Raw genomic sequence first — 18,011 nt, forward strand, 5'->3', positions numbered from 1 at the left:
TCTATTGATTTTCTAATCTTATAGCGTTATTGGCCATCTTTTTTTCCCAATCGTCTGCAAAAACAGCATGACCATTTTCAATCATTGATTTCATTATTGTTTTAACAGCTTCTTGTATTTGTGGCGGGAAATTATAGAACTTTTTATTTATTTTGGTAATTCTCCCATCAGCAATTTCGCTATTCTGGTGTTTAATAGTCACTCTGCTTTTTTTATTATAAGCTATGATTCTTACCCTACCATCTTCATATTTGCTAGGAGTAATTGTACCATAAACGATTATAGGATCTATTACACCATCTCCATCAAAATCTGATAGTCGCGAATATTGATTCCAGAAACCAACTGATGCCTCCCAATCTTTATCTATTTCGCCTTTGATAGTTGATCTTTTTTTGAATTGATTTTTTTCTACTCGTAAGTTTACTCCATATATATTGTCATATAAAGTATCTTTTTCTTCGTTTATTATTTTTTTATGATCCGTAAGTAGTAGGTAATATTCACCAGAATCATCTTTATAATTATATGCTTGATATAATGGATAGGAAAGGCCTAATTGAATCTGTCTTCTGTTAGAGAAAACGGCGTTCATTTCTTTTTTGGTAAGTTTTCTAGCTAATGCAGTGTCTACAGGTATTGTAGCGTGTTTTTCTATTGGTAATGCGTTAATTTTTTTTGTTTGCGCATTAGAATCTTCTTTGGGATCTTTGGTTTGTTTACCACAAGAAAAAAATGTAAGAATAACGATAGAAAGTAGAAGTTTATTCATAGATATATGGTTTATAAATAACGTTAGGGGGCTTATTTATGTACTAAATTTAAAAAATATTTTCTAAATAGTAGATCTATATCATTAAACAATCAATAGAGTCAGTAAGAATGTGCCAAAGCAATGCCATTCCAATAATTCTTGTCTTTTTAGGAATTAGTGTTAAAAAGTACAAAGTAATTGCGGGTAAGCTATGTAAGAAATGAAACCCAATACTACACCTGTTTGGATCGAAAATAGGATTTGCTATTAAATGATCTAAATCAATTAACATTGCTCCTAAAAAAATAAGATATACTTTTTTCCATTGTTTAGGGAATAGTATCAAAGCAATACCCAGAGGTATAAGAAAATGAAATCCGTAATGTACTAATGTGCGAAACATTAAAAAATTTGTTGTTCTTCTAAGTAAGTAAGTGCGTTCGTTCCCTCATTAAATAAGAGGTCTAAAATAGAAAGGTTAGGAATGAAACCGTACTTATCCGAAAACACCTGGATATAAGACGATAGCTCGTATTGTTTCTCTTTTTTGGCATTTACCAATGTTCTAAGATCAATTACAGTTTCGACTTCTTTTTGATAAGTTAATGTTTTCGTATACGAAATATCTAGTTGCAGGCAATCCTGAATAACCTCCATACATTCATAATTAAAGTCTAATAAGAAATTTTTTCTTTTTTCAAAAAGATGTATCATCTCATCTTCATAATATTCAAAAAACGGAGAAGTTCGATATGCAGATTCGATAGATTTCCAATGGAGTAACTGCCACTTAAATTCGTTTTCTATTTTAACATCCTTATATAATTGCTTATTATTTTGTTTATCTCCAGTATGTTTTATTGGGATGGTTAATAATAGCTTTCCATTTGCGCCATAAATATAGTTTCTGCTGCGATACGTTTGTTTTTGATAGTTGTCCTCATTTTCAAAAATAATCGAATCAGATTGCGCTATTACTGCATACTGAGAAATAGACCCAAAATACATGGGATGAAGTAGGACGTTTTTCAATCTAAAATTGTATTACTTGTTTTATTACGATAATAAGCTTGATGGATATACGGACAAATATATAGTATTACGCAGCTTTCTTTTTCTTGCGGTATTTACTGAAAACTATCCACCCTGCTAATGCAATTAAGAAATAATAGAAATAAGATACAGGTTTACCATTACCACCAACGGTTGTAAACAGGCGTTCCCATCGTATTTTATTAAATAAACCTTTAGCATTAGTGTCCCAGCTCATCCAGATAAAAACAGGCTTACCTACAATATGATTCGCTGGTACATATCCCCAGGCACGACTGTCTTCACTATTATGTCGATTATCTCCCATCATCCAGTAATAATCTTGCTTAAAGGTGTAACTATCGATAGGGTTTCCATTTAGTAGGATTTGAGTTCCATTTACGGATAATTTATTATCTATTCCCATTTCTGAACCTTCATAAACTTCTATGATTCTTCTGTACAAAGAAAAACTCTTTAGATCCATTTTTACTGTTTTACCAGCTTCAGGAATATAAATTGCACCGAAATTATCAATATTCCAGTTAACCTTTCCGTTGTTAGGAAAAATACCAGAACCTTTTACTCCTTTTGGAGTGATGCTTCTTTGAATACTAGCTACATTAGGATGATTTTTGAATTTATTAGCAGCTTCATTTGTTAGACCTCCTGATTGGAAGAATTCATTGTTGTAACCAAATTCGTTTGGTTTAATTTTATATCGATTGTATAGGTTCTGCATATTAAACCCTTTTCCCTTAGTGCTTCCTGTATAAGAAAATTGTAATTGCGCTCTATCAGGTAACTCGGTTTGTTTTCCGTTAATATATACATATCCATCAACTACAGATAAAGAGTCACCAGGAATACCTACGCATCGTTTTACATAATTTGATTTTTTATCAATTGGTTTGTAAACGTTGATTCCAGAAGGGTCTCTAAAAAATCGAACCGTATCCACAGGCCAGCTAAATACTACAATATCATTACGTTTTATTTTTTGAAAACCTGGTAGTCTAAAATATGGATATTGGATGTCACTATTGTATGATTTAGTCTTTACTAAAGGAATGGTATCGTGAACCATAGGAAAAGAAACTGATGTCATTGGTGTTCTCGCCCCATAATGAAATTTACTTACAAATAAGAAATCACCAACCAAAAGTGTTCTTTCTAAAGATCCTGTTGGTATAGTATATGGTTGCATAAAATATGTGTGAACCAATGTTGCAGCGACTACTGCAAAAAGAATAGAGCTGATCCATTCTCCAGTGCTTGTTTTGGGTTTTAGATCCCTATCCTCTATGTGCTTTACATCTAACATATAGTTTACATAATAGATGTAGAAACCTAATGTTACAATTACTAGTATGGTATCAGTTGTTGTATTTTTCCCAAAACTTCTAATGGTTTCTACCCATACAACCGGAAGCATAATCACATTGATTACCGGAATAAACAGTAATATAACCCACCACCATGGACGGTTAATTATTTTCATTAAAACAACTGCATTGTATACAGGTACTGCTGCTTCCCAAGCTTTCCTTCCTGCTTTAACGTATAGTTTCCAAGTTCCCAAGAAATGTATTACTTGTACTGCCAGGAAAAAAATAAACCATTCTGATAGTGTCATTCTGTATATGTTTTTAATATAAGTGTAAGTAACATCAAAAGTGTTACACTTTTTGTTTTTTAGTTATAAGCCTAAAACGTCTTTCATTCCATAAACACCTGTTTTACCAGATAACCATTCTGCAGCCACAACAGCTCCCAACGCAAAACCTTGTCGGTTATGTGCAGTATGCTTGATTTCTATATCATCTACAGCAGAAGTATAGGTAACGGTATGAGTTCCAGGAATATTTTCAATTCTTTTTGCAACAATAGGTATTGTTGTCTCATTTCCTTGATCTAAAAGCCATCCATCTTTACTACTATTTTCGATAACTCCTTCGGCTAAAGTAATAGCGGTTCCACTTGGAGCATCTAATTTTTTCGTATGATGAATTTCTTCCATTTTGATGTCATATCCTTCAATAGGATGCATCATTTTTGCTAATTTTTTATTTAGTTCAAAGAACAAGTTAACACCTAAGCTATAGTTTGAAGCATAAATAAAACCTCCTTTTTTCTCCTTACATAAAGATATGATATGATCATAATGATCTAACCAACCTGTAGTGCCAGATATAATCGGTACTCCAGCATTGAAGCAGTTCGTGATATTGTTTACCGCTGCAGACGGGATGCTGAAATCAATAGCTACATCAGCTATAGATACATCATAATCCTTATCATCCTTATCAACAATAAGAACAATGGAATGACCTCTCTCTGTTGCAATTTTTTCTATGGTTTTACCCATTCTGCCATATCCTAAAAGAGCAATATTCATATTTTTTGGTGGTTGTTGGTTATTGGTTATAAAATCTAAAAACTATAATTTAATGACATAACATAACTAGGTCTGGCATCAAATTCGTTGAATTTTATTTTGGGTTTAAAAGAAAGGTCTTTTGAGACATTAAATTGTTGTAAATGAGCAGTAACATTAGCATCTATAATGTTAAGAACATACAAGCCAGCAGTAATCAATAAAGATAACTCTTGATCTCTTCTAAAACGTCTTTGTAAATCAATTAATTGTTCATCACTAAAATCAGGAAAATCTAAATCATTTGGATCTATCCCAGCTAATCTACCTTTGTAAGCATCTCTTAGTTCGTTGTAAATCCTGTTGTTGTCCAAATAAAAGTATACTCCTGCACCTAACGCTCCATAAACAATTGGTATTTTCCAGTATTTCCCTGTATATGCTTGACCTAAACCGGGAAGTATAGCAGAGTAAAAAGCAGCACGAGCTGGCGCCAAAGGCTCATAGGGTCTAATTTTTTTATTTCTTTTCTTCTTTTTCTTTTTAACTGCTACTTTTTCTGTAACTACTTTTAATTCATCATTCTCTTTATTCTCATTTTCTTCTTGAGAAAAAGCATTATGAACAAAAAAGCATAAAAATAAAATAATATAAAATGACTTAGTTTTCACTATCAATAAGTTTCTTTAGGCGTTTAAAATCTTCTTCAGAAGAAAACGGGATTATTAATTTCCCTCGTCCATTACTGGAAACTTTAACATCAATCTTAGCTCCAAAATATTCTGAGAAATCTTTAATTCCTTTCAAAATATATTGAGGAGCCTTATTTTCCGTTTTTTCAGTATCGGTTTTTTCTTCTTTATTGTTTAAAGACCTAACTAATTTTTCAGTGTTACGGACAGATAAAGAATCTCCTATAATTTTTTCATAAATATCGAGTTGCTGTTGTTGATCGTCGATATTAATCAATGCTCTTCCATGCCCCATAGAGATAAAACCATCTCTAATACCTGTTTGTACAATAGGGTCTAATTTTAATAGTCTTAGATAATTCGCAATAGTAGATCTTTTTTTACCAACACGATCACTTAATTGTTCTTGAGTTAACTTAATCTCATCGATCAATCGCTGGTATGATAGAGAAATCTCTATTGGATCTAAATCTTGACGTTGGATATTTTCTACCAAAGCCATAGTTAACGATTCTTGATCATCGGCAATACGGATGTATGCAGGAATCGTTTTTAAGCCAACTAATTTAGATGCACGAAAACGTCTTTCTCCACTAACTAATTGATATTTATCAAAATCTAACTTACGAACAGTTATAGGTTGTATCACACCTATTTCTTTTATTGAAGTAGCAAGCTCTTGAAGTGTTTCGTCATTAAAACTGGTCCTTGGTTGAAAAGGATTAACCTCAATACTATTAAGATCTAATTCTATAATATTACCAACTACCTTATCAGCATTTTTATCATCAGCTGATTTTATATCATTTTCCGGGTCTTTCAGCAAAGCTGATAAACCTCTACCTAATGCTTGTTTTTTGGTTGCCTTCGCCATGAATCCTTAACTATTTTTCTTTATAATCTCGTGTGCCAAACTTAAGTAATTGCTGGCACCTTTACTAGAAGCATCATAATTAATTATGCTCTCACCATAACTAGGAGCTTCACTTAAACGTATATTTCTCTGAATGATTGTTTTAAAAACCATTTCATTAAAATGTTTTTGCACTTCTTCTACCACTTGATTCGATAATCGTAATCTAGAATCATACATGGTAAGTAATAATCCTTCTATATCCAATTGTTGATTATGGATTTTCTGAACACTTTTGATAGTGTTAAGTAATTTCCCCAACCCTTCTAAAGCAAAATATTCACATTGGATAGGTATAATAACAGAATCAGATGCGGTTAATGCATTTAACGTTAATAAACCTAATGAAGGTGCGCAATCAATCAGTATGTAATCATACGCTGATCTAAGATCATCGATTGCTTTTTTTAGCATATACTCGCGTTCGTCTTTATCTACTAATTCGATTTCGATAGCAACAAGATCGATATGTGCTGGTATAATATCTACATTAGGAGAAGTAGTTTCTAATATTGCTTCTTTAGGATTGATGGTGTGTTCTAGAATCTGATACGTTCCTTTTTCGACACTTTCTACATCTAATCCTAATCCAGAAGTCGCGTTGGCTTGTGGATCAGCATCTATTAATAATACTTTTTTCTCTAATACTCCTAGAGAAGCAGCTAAATTTACAGAGGTGGTTGTTTTACCAACACCACCCTTTTGATTGGCAATCGCTATTATTTTACCCATAGGGGGAGATTTGGATTTTAAGCGATAAAAATACAATTAATTATACATTATAAAAATGAAAAATATTAACAGTGCTTAATAAAAAAGAGACCATCAGTGTTGACGGTCTCTGAGAAGATGTTATTATTATATAAAAGTTATAAATTAAAACTATAACCTAATTTTAGAGTGAATGTATTACTTGCATATGTAGCTCCTACAAAATCTAAAAAATCTCCTATTCTTTCATACCCTACCTTAGCTATTATGTCATTATTTTTATAAACATCGTAATTAAAACCTAGCTCTATCGCAAATCCCGAAGAAGACTTTAATATTGGAACATTAAAATCTTCATAAAAATATTCTTCATTTCCATCAGTATCAATCCTTAGATATGTTTTATCTGAATTAAGTAACCGACTATTTATATAAAATATCCCTAAGTTGCTATTTAATTTTTTCTTTGATTGACTAAAGTTATAATAAATACCAAACCTAAGATTTAAAGTTTTAGGATTTACTTTGGTTGTGACATAATCTCCTATTAAAACAGGGACGTTTCTAAAGTAGTCTGTTTCTGAGTTTATCTCATTATAGGAAGCTCCAATCGAAAGTGAAGTTTTAGAGTTGAATAGAGTAGGAGTATATATATAATGGATTTCTATTGATGGCGTTAAAGAGTTTTCAAACCCCATTCCTCTTATTCCGTCTCCTTTTTCTTTAATTTTTGTAGAATATAAACCTGCTAGTATTACAAGGTCATGTATATCTTCTCTTTTTAATCGTTCGGAACTAAAAGAGGTACTTCCTGAACAATTGTTATATTCTAAAAAGGCTTTAGATAAACTGGTTAGTGTTAGTTTAATATTATTTGCTCGGATTTTTAAGTTTTCACAATCATTAAATTCAAGATTTAAAATTCCAACATATCGTTTTAACTTGAATTGTCCTTTACTCAAGTCCCCTTTGTTTTTTGTAATAATATCCAGTTCTTTCAAACCTGATTTTTTGGATTTCAGAAAATATCTTTTGTCACCATTTTTATCATTGTATAAAAGGAGACTTGCTTTTCCTTCAATAATTACTTCAAGAAAAACAGGAGAGAGGTTGATTAACTCGGTAATTACTTTTTTATCAACATTATCAAAAGCATAATAATCAATTTGATTAGTTGTAAACGTTTTTACCTCACTCTCTTCTAGTTTTTTAAATAGAATTGATTTGTAATTTTTTTTATTAAAAAATTGAATCAATCCTTCTTGTTTTGATCCGTCTTTTAAATGGATAGTTCCTGGTTCAAATTCATTTTGAGCAGAAGTTATTGTGCTTATTAATAATGCGATTAGTAAAATAATTGTATTCTTCATTTTTGCTATTTATTTATATATTATAGTGTCATTAAATGAATAAATGTTACTGTATAGAATGGGATATTTTTTTAATTTTATTTAGGTTCATAAATAAAAAAGGCCGTCTACTAAACAGACGGCCTTCGGAGTGAATATTATGTTTTATTTATTCTTTTTCTGGCATTAATACACCTAAAATATAACCAGTATCTACATATTTTTGAGCTATTTTTTGAATATCTTGTTTAGATAATTTTTGAATAGTTTCTGCATATGTATCTCCGATTTCTAATTTGATCTGATTATAATCTGCATTTTGAAGATTACCTAACCAGAATGAATTTTGCTTACTTTGTTCTTTATAATCTAATAATCTGGATTCTTTTATTTTAGCCAAATCCTTATCAGTTGGCCCTTCGGTTATAATTGTTTTTACTTCTGCAATAGCAGCATCAGTCAGTTTTTTTACATTTTCTGGTCCACAAGGGAACGAGATTGAAAAACGATATCCACTATAACCGCCAGATGGTCCTATCTTGTACATATTACCTCTAGCTCCAACACCATATACACCACCTTCTTCTTCTCTAAGTTTTTCAATAAGCTTGATACTTAGAATTTCTCCTAAAGCTTCGATTGCTAATTTTTCTGATTTATTATAGGTTGTTTCTCCTCTCCAAATAATGTTTACAGAACTTTTTGGATCTTTACCTCTATACACTGTTTTTTCATGAGCACCGGATAATGGTCTGAAATCAGAAACTTTATAGGTCTCATCTTTACCAGTATCTGGCAAGCTAGCAATATATGTTTCTGCGTATTGTTTTAGTTTAGATTCGTCAATGTTACCCACAAAATAGAAATTAAAACCTCCAACTCCGGCAAATCTTTCTTTATATTTCTCATAGGCTAAATCATAATTAACCGCATCTAATTTCTCCGGCGTAGGAAAACCAGTATACCTTGGATTTTTTTCAAATTGAAATTTGTTAAACTCTTCTCTAAAATAACTTTGTGGATTGGATAGATAGTTTGCTAAAAAACCTTTTGTTTTTTCTTGATCTGACCTAAACGCTTTTTCATCTTTATTAAGACTCGTAAAGTAAAGGTGTATTTGTTGAAATAGCACTTCTAAATCTTTGGGAGTAGCAGACCCATTAAATCCTTCGGATAAATTATTTATATACGGACGAACTCTAGCAATTTTCCCAGCCATTACTTTATTCATGTCGTTAAGAGATAATCCTCCGAGTCCGGTTTGAGCAATACTCCCCAATCCAAAACTTACTTGCTTGTAATCTTCTAATGAAAATAAAGAGCTTCCTCCATAGCTATACGCAGAAAATAAGATTTCATCATTTTTAAAATCAGTTTTCTTATATGTGATTTTGGCTCCGTTACTTAATTCTAAGATAGTAACATCAAGTTTTTCGTCTTTTTTAGATGATACCACTGTACCAGGACTTGGCATTTTTTCAATTAAATTTTCACGAACTTTCTCATCTTTGTAATCCTCAATATCTGCTGTTTCTATTTCTTTTAGTAATGCAAGGATTTCTTCTTTTGTTACTTGTTTTAAACCATTTTTTTCTGGTCCAGTCATAACTACAGCTCGATTGTCATCGTGTAAAAAATCTTTAATCAGTCCATTAACCTCTTCAAGAGTAATGGTTGGTAGTTGTGACATTGTGTATTGATATTCCCATTCGATCCCTGGAATTGGTTCTTGTTCTAGATAGTTGTTAATATACTCACCGATAATACGAGCAGATTCTCTTTTGTCTTTATCTTTAAATTGCTTTTCCCAATTAGCAGAAATTTGCTTCTTTGCACGCTCTAATTCACTAGCTTTAAATCCATGTTTTTGAACTCTTTTGTTTTCTTGAAGTATTGTTTTTAAAGCGATTAACTGACCTGTTTCTGAGGTTAAGGCGAAGGATTGATATGCTTCCCTATTACGGGCAAAAGTTCCACTATGACTACTTCCTGCGAATACAAATGGTGGATTAGGTTTATTACGTAATTCGTTTAAACGGCTATTCATCATTTGGGTAAATACTCTTTCTACAATGGCCTTCCTGTAATCTCCTACTGTAGTCATTGGTTCTGAAACCTCTCTGTCTTTATACATAAGTCTAACAACAGAGTTTGAGGCTTCTTTATCCGATACAACAGCAATAAGCGTTTCTTTATGATTAGGGGTGTCGTAAGTTTCTCTTTTCTTAGGGTTTAACGGCATTTGTAAGCCACTAAAGTGATCTTTAATTTTTTGCTCCAAGGTAGCTACATCAAGATCACCTACTGCTACTACGGACATTAAATCAGGACGATACCAGTCTTTGTAAAAACTCCTTACATCTTCATATTTGAAGTTTTCTAATATTTTTTTAGTCCCTATAGGTAAACGTTCCGAATATCTAGAGTTATATGCTATAATAGGTAAATACTCTTGTAGCATACGCTCATTAGCACCTTTACCTAAACGGTATTCTTCTAGTACGACACCTCTTTCTCCATCGATAGCTTCTTCGGTTAATTCTGCGTTATGCGCCCAATCTTCAATGATTTGAAATCCTTTTTCTAGCTTTTCTGGATCATCACTTGGAATAGGGAGAATATAAACTGTTTGATCAAAACTAGTATATGCGTTAAGGTCCGCTCCAAATTTAACTCCAATGGTTTGTAGGTAATCTACAAGATCATTCTTTTTAAAGTTCTTAGTTCCATTAAAGTTCATATGTTCCATAAAATGAGCCAAACCTAATTGGTTTTCGTCCTCTAAAATAGAACCTGCGTTTACAACTAATCTTAATTCGACCTTGTCTTCAGGTTTTCCATTATTACGTATATAATAGGTGAGACCATTTTTTAATTTCCCAATCTTTACATTAGGATCTACGGGTATTTTATCTTCATTTTTTACATTAGATGCTGCGTTTAACTCTTTAGTATCGCTAGATTGAGCTATTCCGGAAAATGGGATACTACATAAAAAAGCTCCAATAAATGTATTAAAAATTGTTTTTTTAATCATCGATGACATATTATGGTTAGTGTGAATTTGTTCCTTGATTATTTTTTAAAAGTAGTTAAACTTTTTATTATTGAACTATTTTTTTAGTTGAATATTTGATTTTGATGAGTTTTCTGTTGTATAGAAGTTCTGTAAGCGTAATCTTTTTAAAATATATAATTCCTTATAAACCTGAAAAGACTTCAAAATTAAATATGCTATATGTATGTGTATGAAAGAGTAGATTTGTTACTCTATTTTTTAAAATAAAAAAACTGAATACCAGAAAATCTGATATTCAGTTGGAATAATATTTTAAATAAGACTCTTTATTTATTCTTTTTAGCTCTAATAGCAGCTTCTAGCATGTCCCACATTTGCTCCGGAACTTGATCAAGTAAATTAAATTGCCCAGCTCCTTTTAACCACTCTCCACCATCTAACGTGATTACCTCTCCATTGACATATGCAGAAAAATCGGATACAAGATATGCTGCCAGATTAGCTAGTTCTTGATGATCACCGACACGCTTAAGAGGTACTTTTTTAGCAAGATCAAACTTTTCTTTCATATCACCCGGTAAAAGTCTGTCCCAAGCTCCTTTAGTAGGAAAAGGTCCAGGAGCAATGGCATTAAAACGCATCCCGTATTTAGCCCATTCTACAGCAAGAGATCTAGTCATAGCCAGCACACCAGCTTTTGCAGTTGCACTTGGCACTACATAAGCAGAACCTGTCCAGGCATATGTAGTTACTATATTTAGAACATTAGTGTTTTGATATTTTGTATCTATCCAATGTTTACCAAATGCTAGTGTACAATTTTTTGTTCCTTTTAATACAATGTCAATAATCGTATCAAAAGCATTAGCGGATAAACGTTCTGTAGGTGAAATAAAGTTTCCAGCGGCATTATTTAATAGTATATCTACGGTTCCAAATGCCTCTAAAACCTGATCTCTCATAGCTTCTACTTGATCATAATGTCTTACATCGCATTGAAGTGGAAGACAAGTACCTCCAGTTTCTGACTCCAACTCCTTAGCCGTACCTTGTAATTTTTCAAGATTACGTGAAGTTATTGCCACCTTTGCTCCAAGCTCCATAAAATACTTGGTCATAGACTTTCCAAGTCCGCTACCTCCTCCGGTAACTACAATGTTTTTTCCTTCAAGTGCTCCGTCTCGAAGCATTTTATCAGTATAGCTCATATGTTATATCTTATAATGTCTTTATTTTGGTGGAAGTTACAATTTATATTTAAAATACTATGCATGCATAGTATTTTAAATATTCTAATATCCTAATTTAAATACAGTTTAAACAAATATATTATAAATAAAGAAGTAAACCTTTGATAGATATTAAATACTTTTATTGTGAAAATTGGTTGCCGTAAGCTAAGCTTTGCTGTTTTTAAATCGAGGAGTATTTATGTCAAAATATTAGAAATTCTTTTTTTAAGCTTTTTAGTGCTGATGTTATTGTATCATTTGATTAACCATTACTCTTCTTTTTCCAGATGCTAAGAGGGGAATCTCAGAAACATATTCCACTTTTATAACCGCATCATTACCTAAATACTTTTTGAAATCTGCGATAAGTTCATTTTCTTTTTCAAAATATTGTAGTGCATTTAGCTTTAATGTGTAGTGCTTGTGGTTTGTTTGAATTAATTGACATTGTGCTAATTGTAAATACTTGTTTACAATGAGTACAATATTAAATGTGATGATTTTGCCATTTGTATTGGTAATTGCATCAATTTTTCTTCCGGTTATCTGGGTAAGTACTTTTTTGTTGTTAATCTCTTCTATCATTCCTAAGTCTCCAGTGTCATAACGAATCATTGGATTATATTGGTTAAAAAGATCTGTAATTATAATTCTTCCAAGTACTCCCTTTTGTTGTTGCTCGTCATTTTCCATATTTAGGATTTCGATATAATAACTAGCTTCATTAATTACAAAATAGTCTTTACCCTTGGGTTGTTGTGCGATAATCCCATTTTCGATATTAGAATATCTGGAAATTGGTATTATGCGGAAATATTTATGTATGGATTCTTTTGTGTATTCGTTGAGTTTTTCCGAAATCGTAATGGTGGATTTTACAGCATTAGAACGAAAGTTTGGATTTGTTCTATCCAAATGTTTGCATATTTTTTCAAAAGCAGATACATACCCTAACAAACATATATTACCTTTTCCTTTTTGTATATTTTTTAAAAGATTGTCTATAAAGGTAGGAGTAAGATCAAAAACATCAATAGGTACAATGTTTTGAGCAAAGTTGATAAAGGATTTTTTCTTTTCGAAAGCATTCCATAACCTGAAAAAAAACAATTTGTCTCCTATTTTGTAACCAGCTTTTTCCCAAAAAAATAGATTATCCGAAGTATTACGAATGATTTTTGATATGTCCTGATGAACAGTAAATGGAGTTCCAGTAGAACCACTGGTAGAAACGGTTCTTTTTTTCTCATTTTGGAAAGATTCTGATTGGAAGTCTTTGAAATTCTCTCTAAAAATATTTTTATTTATTACAGGAAATGCTGTGATTAGTGGTTGCGTGTTTTTGTAAAAGGGTACAGTATTGATAGCATGTTGTAAAATAGAGTCTAGATATTCCTTTTTTCTTTTAATGGATGTTTTAGAATTAACGTTTTCTAGTAAAGATTGTATATCCTTAAAGTTTGACTTTTTTTTACCTCTAGTTAGGGTGTCGATTGTCCAGAATAGGGTGTTGCGTAGGTTGTTTAACATAGTAATATTGGGTAATTAGAATAGGAGAGAGGATCTTTTATGGGAATAATCTTAGGCTTCTTCTAGAATTTCTTTAAATATTGGATTTTTTAAATATCCTCCATAGATAATATCTGGTGTTATTAAAGAATTATTGTCGTTTCCTTCTACTAATATTGGTCCTTTTTTTCCTATTGCAATATCCCAACCAATAATACGATCAGGGATGAGTGTAATTGCTCTTAAAACTAATTCTTTCGATTCTTCAAAATAGGGAATTTGAAAATCATTGAATATAATATTAGAGTCAGGGTGTTTTGTTAATTGTTTTCCTCCATGTTTCATCAGTTGGTGGCTTTTTCCTTTTAGTTTTCCTTCTTTTAAATCTACCAAAACACATATACCACCTGCGCTACTGTTATCTATAAAACTGCCTCCACTTCCAAATCTCATAAAAGCAGATAATATATGTTTTTCTCCATTTTTATCGATATAAGTCGTGAAACGAATAGTATTAATACTATGTTGGTATATCATATTGATTTTTGGATGCTGCACGATTATTTTTTGGTGAATTAAGTCATTATTAACTATTTCCTCATAGTGTTTTTTTACTTGATTACGAATGCTGTTTCTATTGATAAGAAAGCATCCTTTTCCTCCCATTCCTGTGGTAGATTTTAGAAATAATCTGTTGATCTCATTTTGGTTGAATTGAAACTCGAAAAATTGGATTAGCCTCTCTTCGGAATTAATTATAGTTAGTTGTGATTTAAAATAAAACTGATTTTTATGATTATAGCTAACTAGCGGAGGAACAGGGAAATTGTTTTCCTCCATAAATAAGGCAAAAGAAAGTTTGTTTCGTAACAATTTGGAGAATTGAATCTGATGAAGTTTTTTGGATAACGTTATTTTATCGACTTCTTTACTACTTAGATAATCTTTATAGTTTGAAACATCTCTTCGGTATAAGAATTTTCCAAAATAGAAATAAGGAATTTCTTTCTTAACAACCCAGAAATGTAATGACTCTTTTAGGATGCGGTAAATATTTTTCCTATTTTCATCATTAATAACAACAGATGCTCTTCTTGTGAAAAGGTTAAGCTTTTTTTTCATCTTATTAATAAAATGGGGAATAATTCTATAAACTTTGTTTGTAGAACGAACTTTGAACTATTTTATTTAGTAGATAAATAATTATTTTTAAAATAGTTTTTAATCCTATTTTACTTCATAAAACTTCGTGTTAGTATAGGATACTATGCCATATTTTTAATTTTCAAAAAACACTTTTTGTTTTTTGAAAATTAAGTCATTAATTACAATAGCCTGCGTTTTATTTTTTTAATAAAATTATTCGAAAGTAGAAATTAAAATATCAAGTATCGTAATTGCAGCATCACTAATTTTGGTTCCTGGGCCAAATATAGCAACAGCGCCCTCTTGGAATAGAAAGTCATAGTCATCTGGAGGGATAACTCCTCCGACAATTACCATAATATCTTCTCTTCCGTGTTTTTTTAACTCTGCAATAATCTGCGGCACAAGTGTTTTGTGTCCGCCTGCTAACGAAGAGACTCCAACGATGTGTACATCATTTTCTACAGCTTGTTTAGCGGCTTCTATTGGGGTTTGAAATAACGGGCCTATATCTACATCAAAACCTACATCGGCATAACTAGTAGCTACTACTTTTGCACCTCGGTCATGGCCATCTTGCCCCATTTTTGCAATCATTATTCTTGGTCTTCGGCCTTCTAAATCAGCGAATTGATTTGCAAGTTCTCGAGCCTTATTAAAAGACTCGTCATTCTTTATTTCTTTAGCATACACTCCAGTAAATGATTTAATTTCTGCTTTATATCTTCCAAATTCTTTCTCAAGGGCATCACTAATTTCTCCTAAGGTAGCTCTTAATCGAGCAGCATTTACTGCTAAAGCTAATAAATTTTGTTTATCATCTTTGGCTGCTTCTGATAAATTATCAAGTGCTTCCCTTACAGCGTTATCATCTCTTGACTTTTTGACATTTGTTAAACCTTCAATTTGTTGATTTCTAACAGCGTCATTATCCACTTTTAGAGTAGCAATATGTTCTTCTTCTTCTAGTTGAAATTTATTTACACCAATGATAACATCTTGTTCACTATCTATTCTAGCTTGTTTTCTGGCTGCAGCTTCTTCTATCCGCATTTTAGGAATTCCAGCCTCAATGGCTTTAGTCATTCCTCCTAATTCTTCTACCTCTTCGAGTAATTTCCAAGCTTTTTCTGCAATATCATTGGTTAATGATTCTACATAATAACTTCCTGCCCAAGGATCAACCGTTCTATTTATTTGTGTTTCTTCTTGAAGGTATATTTGTGTATTTCGAGCTATTCTAGCAGAGAAATCTGTTGGTAGAGCAATTGCTTCATCCAATGCATTTGTATGTAAACTTTGCGTTCCTCCAAAAGCCGCCGCGCTCGCTTCGATACAAGTTCTGGCTACATTGTTAAAAGGATCCTGGGCTGTTAGGCTCCATCCACTAGTTTGACAATGCGTTCTTAGCATCAGAGATTTCGGGTTTTTAGGGTTAAATTGTTTAATTAATTTAGCCCAAAGCATACGAGCAGCACGCATTTTAGCAATCTCCATAAAGTGATTCATTCCAATAGCCCAAAAGAATGATAGGCGAGGAGCGAAAGAATCTACATCCAGTCCTGCTTCGATACCTTTTCTGATATATTCTAATCCATCGGCTAGCGTATAAGCTAATTCTATATCACAGGTAGCACCTGCTTCTTGCATATGATAGCCAGAAATACTTATTGGATTAAACTTAGGCATGTTTTTAGAACAATATTTAAAAATATCGCTAATGATTCGCATAGATGGAGTAGGAGGATAAATATAAGTGTTACGAACCATGAATTCTTTAAGAATATCATTTTGGATAGTACCAGAAAGTAATTTTTGATCTACTCCTTGCTCTTCTGCAGCAACAATGTAAAAAGCCATTATAGGTAACACTGCTCCATTCATAGTCATAGAAACAGACATTTTATCTAGTGGTATCTGATCGAAGAGGACTTTCATATCCTCAACAGTATCGATAGCTACTCCTGCCATTCCTACGTCTCCAAATACTCTTTCATGATCGCTATCATATCCTCGGTGAGTAGCAAGGTCAAAAGCAACTGATAATCCTTTTTGACCCGCTGCTAAATTTCTACGGTAAAAAGCATTACTTTCTTCTGCTGTAGAAAAACCGGCATATTGTCTTATAGTCCAAGGTCTTCTTACATACATTGTAGAATACGGACCTCTTAAATAAGGAGGGATTCCCGCGGCAAAATTAAGATGCTCAAGATCTTTTATTTCTTCACCCGTATATTCCTCTTTTATTTCAATTCCTTCAGAAGTAATAAAGGTTTTGTTTTTCGAAGTAACTTTAGTTGTACTGGTTTCTTTTTGCAGTGTAATATGTTGAATATTTTTTCTGGTCATTTTAAAATTTCATTTTTTCAATCCAATTCTAAGTTACTTGTATTTGTGAATTACAAGTAACTAGTATCTATAAGGTACAAATTAGAGGATTATATCTTATTTTCATTGAAGAAAATCATTGCTAAAAATGTAAAATTACGGTTTTATTAATGATCTATTTTAGAAAATATAAAATATGTTAACTGTTTATGAAAGAATATTGCAATAATGTCTAACCAAAAGCTTTTTCAATAACCATTAGAATTGAATAATATATATCAAAAGCTATAAATTTCTTTATTTCGGCAGCTTTAATTTTTTTATCAGGGATGTAATAAATTCTTTGCGCTATTAAAGAAGTACTAACGTTTCCATCTTGTTCAAGTGTGCTGATTATATTTTGAAAATCATCACTATCACTATTATTTTTAAGACATTGAATTAATCCACCTCTGTAATTAAATATCAATATTTCTTCTTCTCCTTTTTTGGAAGGGTTTGTGTAGGGAGATGCTTTTTTCGTTGCCTCTTGATTTTCGTAATCACTTAGTTTTACCCAAATTGAGTTAGGATCACTAGATTTTTTTTTAAAGGTTCTCGCTAATTGGATAGAATTGTTAGATGGTAATTTTCTTAAATCCAGCGATAGACTTGCAACTTCTGCTAGAAAAGTTCGATACGTTTTTATAGAATCATTTCCGAATTTGTAGTGCGCAAATAAGTCTTTTTCGAAAGAATTAAAAGCTTTGGAATAAAGTCCACTGCTATCTACACTTAGACAATTGACACCACTTTGAGAGTGGCCAAATACCGTAATAAGTAAAAATGCTACTAAAGCGATTCTAGATCTAATCATTTGGGGCATCGATTAAGATTTAGTTTTGTTAATTATTTGTTAGTTAAATGTTAATTTCAACGAAAGTTAACAATAAATTATCAATTATTTGCG

15 protein-coding genes are annotated in these 18,011 nt (G+C 31.9%); all 15 read right to left on the minus strand.

The genetic code is table 11. The annotated features are described in order from the left end of the window. Window position 1: 1 nt before the first annotated feature. The gene (locus J8L88_RS13830; protein ID WP_211060995.1) at window positions 2–772 is read right to left on the minus strand and encodes a M949_RS01915 family surface polysaccharide biosynthesis protein; all 771 of its coding nucleotides are present in this window, start codon (window positions 770–772) and stop codon (window positions 2–4) included. Window positions 773–848: 76 nt separating this feature from the next. After that, entirely contained in the window at window positions 849–1,157 is a 309-nt protein-coding gene (locus tag J8L88_RS13835; protein WP_211060996.1) for a DUF6122 family protein, read from the minus strand. Beyond that, window positions 1,157–1,786, minus strand: a complete 630-nt coding sequence (locus tag J8L88_RS13840) for a WbqC family protein (RefSeq protein WP_211060997.1) — start codon at window positions 1,784–1,786, stop codon at window positions 1,157–1,159. The genes J8L88_RS13835 and J8L88_RS13840 overlap by 1 nt, the downstream gene beginning before the upstream one ends. A gap of 67 nt (window positions 1,787–1,853) precedes the next feature. Then, entirely contained in the window at window positions 1,854–3,422 is a 1,569-nt protein-coding gene (gene lepB, locus J8L88_RS13845) for a signal peptidase I (RefSeq protein WP_118386744.1), read from the minus strand. A 63-nt stretch (window positions 3,423–3,485) separates the two neighbouring features. After that, window positions 3,486–4,184: a 4-hydroxy-tetrahydrodipicolinate reductase gene (gene dapB / locus J8L88_RS13850; RefSeq protein WP_211060998.1), complete on the minus strand. Its 699-nt coding sequence runs from the start codon at window positions 4,182–4,184 to the stop codon at window positions 3,486–3,488. A gap of 35 nt (window positions 4,185–4,219) precedes the next feature. Next, on the minus strand, window positions 4,220–4,834 hold the full coding sequence (locus J8L88_RS13855; protein WP_118386742.1) for a DUF5683 domain-containing protein: 615 nt from the start codon (window positions 4,832–4,834) through the stop codon (window positions 4,220–4,222). Continuing rightward, on the minus strand, window positions 4,824–5,729 hold the full coding sequence (locus tag J8L88_RS13860; protein ID WP_027395652.1) for a ParB/RepB/Spo0J family partition protein: 906 nt from the start codon (window positions 5,727–5,729) through the stop codon (window positions 4,824–4,826). Before J8L88_RS13860 ends, J8L88_RS13855 begins: the two co-directional genes overlap by 11 nt. Window positions 5,730–5,735: 6 nt before the next feature. After that, window positions 5,736–6,500: a ParA family protein gene (locus J8L88_RS13865; protein ID WP_027395653.1), complete on the minus strand. Its 765-nt coding sequence runs from the start codon at window positions 6,498–6,500 to the stop codon at window positions 5,736–5,738. A gap of 137 nt (window positions 6,501–6,637) precedes the next feature. After that, window positions 6,638–7,849 (minus strand): hypothetical protein, encoded by a 1,212-nt coding sequence (locus J8L88_RS13870; protein WP_211060999.1) that lies wholly within the window; start codon window positions 7,847–7,849, stop codon window positions 6,638–6,640. A gap of 148 nt (window positions 7,850–7,997) precedes the next feature. Then, the gene (locus tag J8L88_RS13875; RefSeq protein ID WP_247666481.1) at window positions 7,998–10,865 is read right to left on the minus strand and encodes a pitrilysin family protein; all 2,868 of its coding nucleotides are present in this window, start codon (window positions 10,863–10,865) and stop codon (window positions 7,998–8,000) included. A gap of 308 nt (window positions 10,866–11,173) precedes the next feature. Next, window positions 11,174–12,055: an SDR family oxidoreductase gene (locus J8L88_RS13880; RefSeq protein WP_211061001.1), complete on the minus strand. Its 882-nt coding sequence runs from the start codon at window positions 12,053–12,055 to the stop codon at window positions 11,174–11,176. Window positions 12,056–12,325: 270 nt separating this feature from the next. Next, on the minus strand, window positions 12,326–13,609 hold the full coding sequence (locus J8L88_RS13885) for a CoF synthetase (RefSeq protein WP_211061002.1): 1,284 nt from the start codon (window positions 13,607–13,609) through the stop codon (window positions 12,326–12,328). 51 nt (window positions 13,610–13,660) lie between these two features. Next, entirely contained in the window at window positions 13,661–14,710 is a 1,050-nt protein-coding gene (locus tag J8L88_RS13890; protein ID WP_211061003.1) for a sugar-transfer associated ATP-grasp domain-containing protein, read from the minus strand. A gap of 237 nt (window positions 14,711–14,947) precedes the next feature. Continuing rightward, window positions 14,948–17,083, minus strand: coding sequence for a methylmalonyl-CoA mutase (scpA, locus tag J8L88_RS13895; RefSeq protein WP_211061004.1), 2,136 nt, complete (start codon window positions 17,081–17,083; stop codon window positions 14,948–14,950). Between the two features lie 211 nt (window positions 17,084–17,294). Next, window positions 17,295–17,927 carry a hypothetical protein gene (locus J8L88_RS13900; protein ID WP_118386736.1) on the minus strand — a complete coding sequence of 211 codons (633 nt, stop codon included), beginning with the start codon at window positions 17,925–17,927 and terminating at the stop codon, window positions 17,295–17,297. Between the last annotated feature and the right edge of the window lie 84 nt (window positions 17,928–18,011).

The sequence above is a fragment of the Aquimarina sp. MMG015 genome (assembly GCF_018100855.1).
Classification (GTDB): Bacteria; Bacteroidota; Bacteroidia; order Flavobacteriales; family Flavobacteriaceae; genus Aquimarina; species Aquimarina latercula.

Bases quoted from the DNA above. Each gene is read 5' to 3' on its own strand.
- J8L88_RS13830 (WP_211060995.1), bottom strand. From the start codon at position 772: ATGAATAAACTTCTACTTTCTATCGTTATTCTTACATTTTTTTCTTGT.
- J8L88_RS13835 (WP_211060996.1), bottom strand. From the start codon at position 1,157: ATGTTTCGCACATTAGTACATTACGGATTTCATTTTCTTATACCTCTG.
- lepB (WP_118386744.1), bottom strand. From the start codon at position 3,422: ATGACACTATCAGAATGGTTTATTTTTTTCCTGGCAGTACAAGTAATA.
- dapB (WP_211060998.1), bottom strand. From the start codon at position 4,184: ATGAATATTGCTCTTTTAGGATATGGCAGAATGGGTAAAACCATAGAA.
- J8L88_RS13860 (WP_027395652.1), bottom strand. From the start codon at position 5,729: ATGGCGAAGGCAACCAAAAAACAAGCATTAGGTAGAGGTTTATCAGCT.
- J8L88_RS13865 (WP_027395653.1), bottom strand. From the start codon at position 6,500: ATGGGTAAAATAATAGCGATTGCCAATCAAAAGGGTGGTGTTGGTAAA.
- J8L88_RS13870 (WP_211060999.1), bottom strand. From the start codon at position 7,849: ATGAAGAATACAATTATTTTACTAATCGCATTATTAATAAGCACAATA.
- J8L88_RS13875 (WP_247666481.1), bottom strand. From the start codon at position 10,865: ATGATTAAAAAAACAATTTTTAATACATTTATTGGAGCTTTTTTATGT.
- J8L88_RS13880 (WP_211061001.1), bottom strand. From the start codon at position 12,055: ATGAGCTATACTGATAAAATGCTTCGAGACGGAGCACTTGAAGGAAAA.
- J8L88_RS13885 (WP_211061002.1), bottom strand. From the start codon at position 13,609: ATGTTAAACAACCTACGCAACACCCTATTCTGGACAATCGACACCCTA.
- J8L88_RS13890 (WP_211061003.1), bottom strand. From the start codon at position 14,710: ATGAAAAAAAAGCTTAACCTTTTCACAAGAAGAGCATCTGTTGTTATT.
- scpA (WP_211061004.1), bottom strand. From the start codon at position 17,083: ATGACCAGAAAAAATATTCAACATATTACACTGCAAAAAGAAACCAGT.
- J8L88_RS13900 (WP_118386736.1), bottom strand. From the start codon at position 17,927: ATGCCCCAAATGATTAGATCTAGAATCGCTTTAGTAGCATTTTTACTT.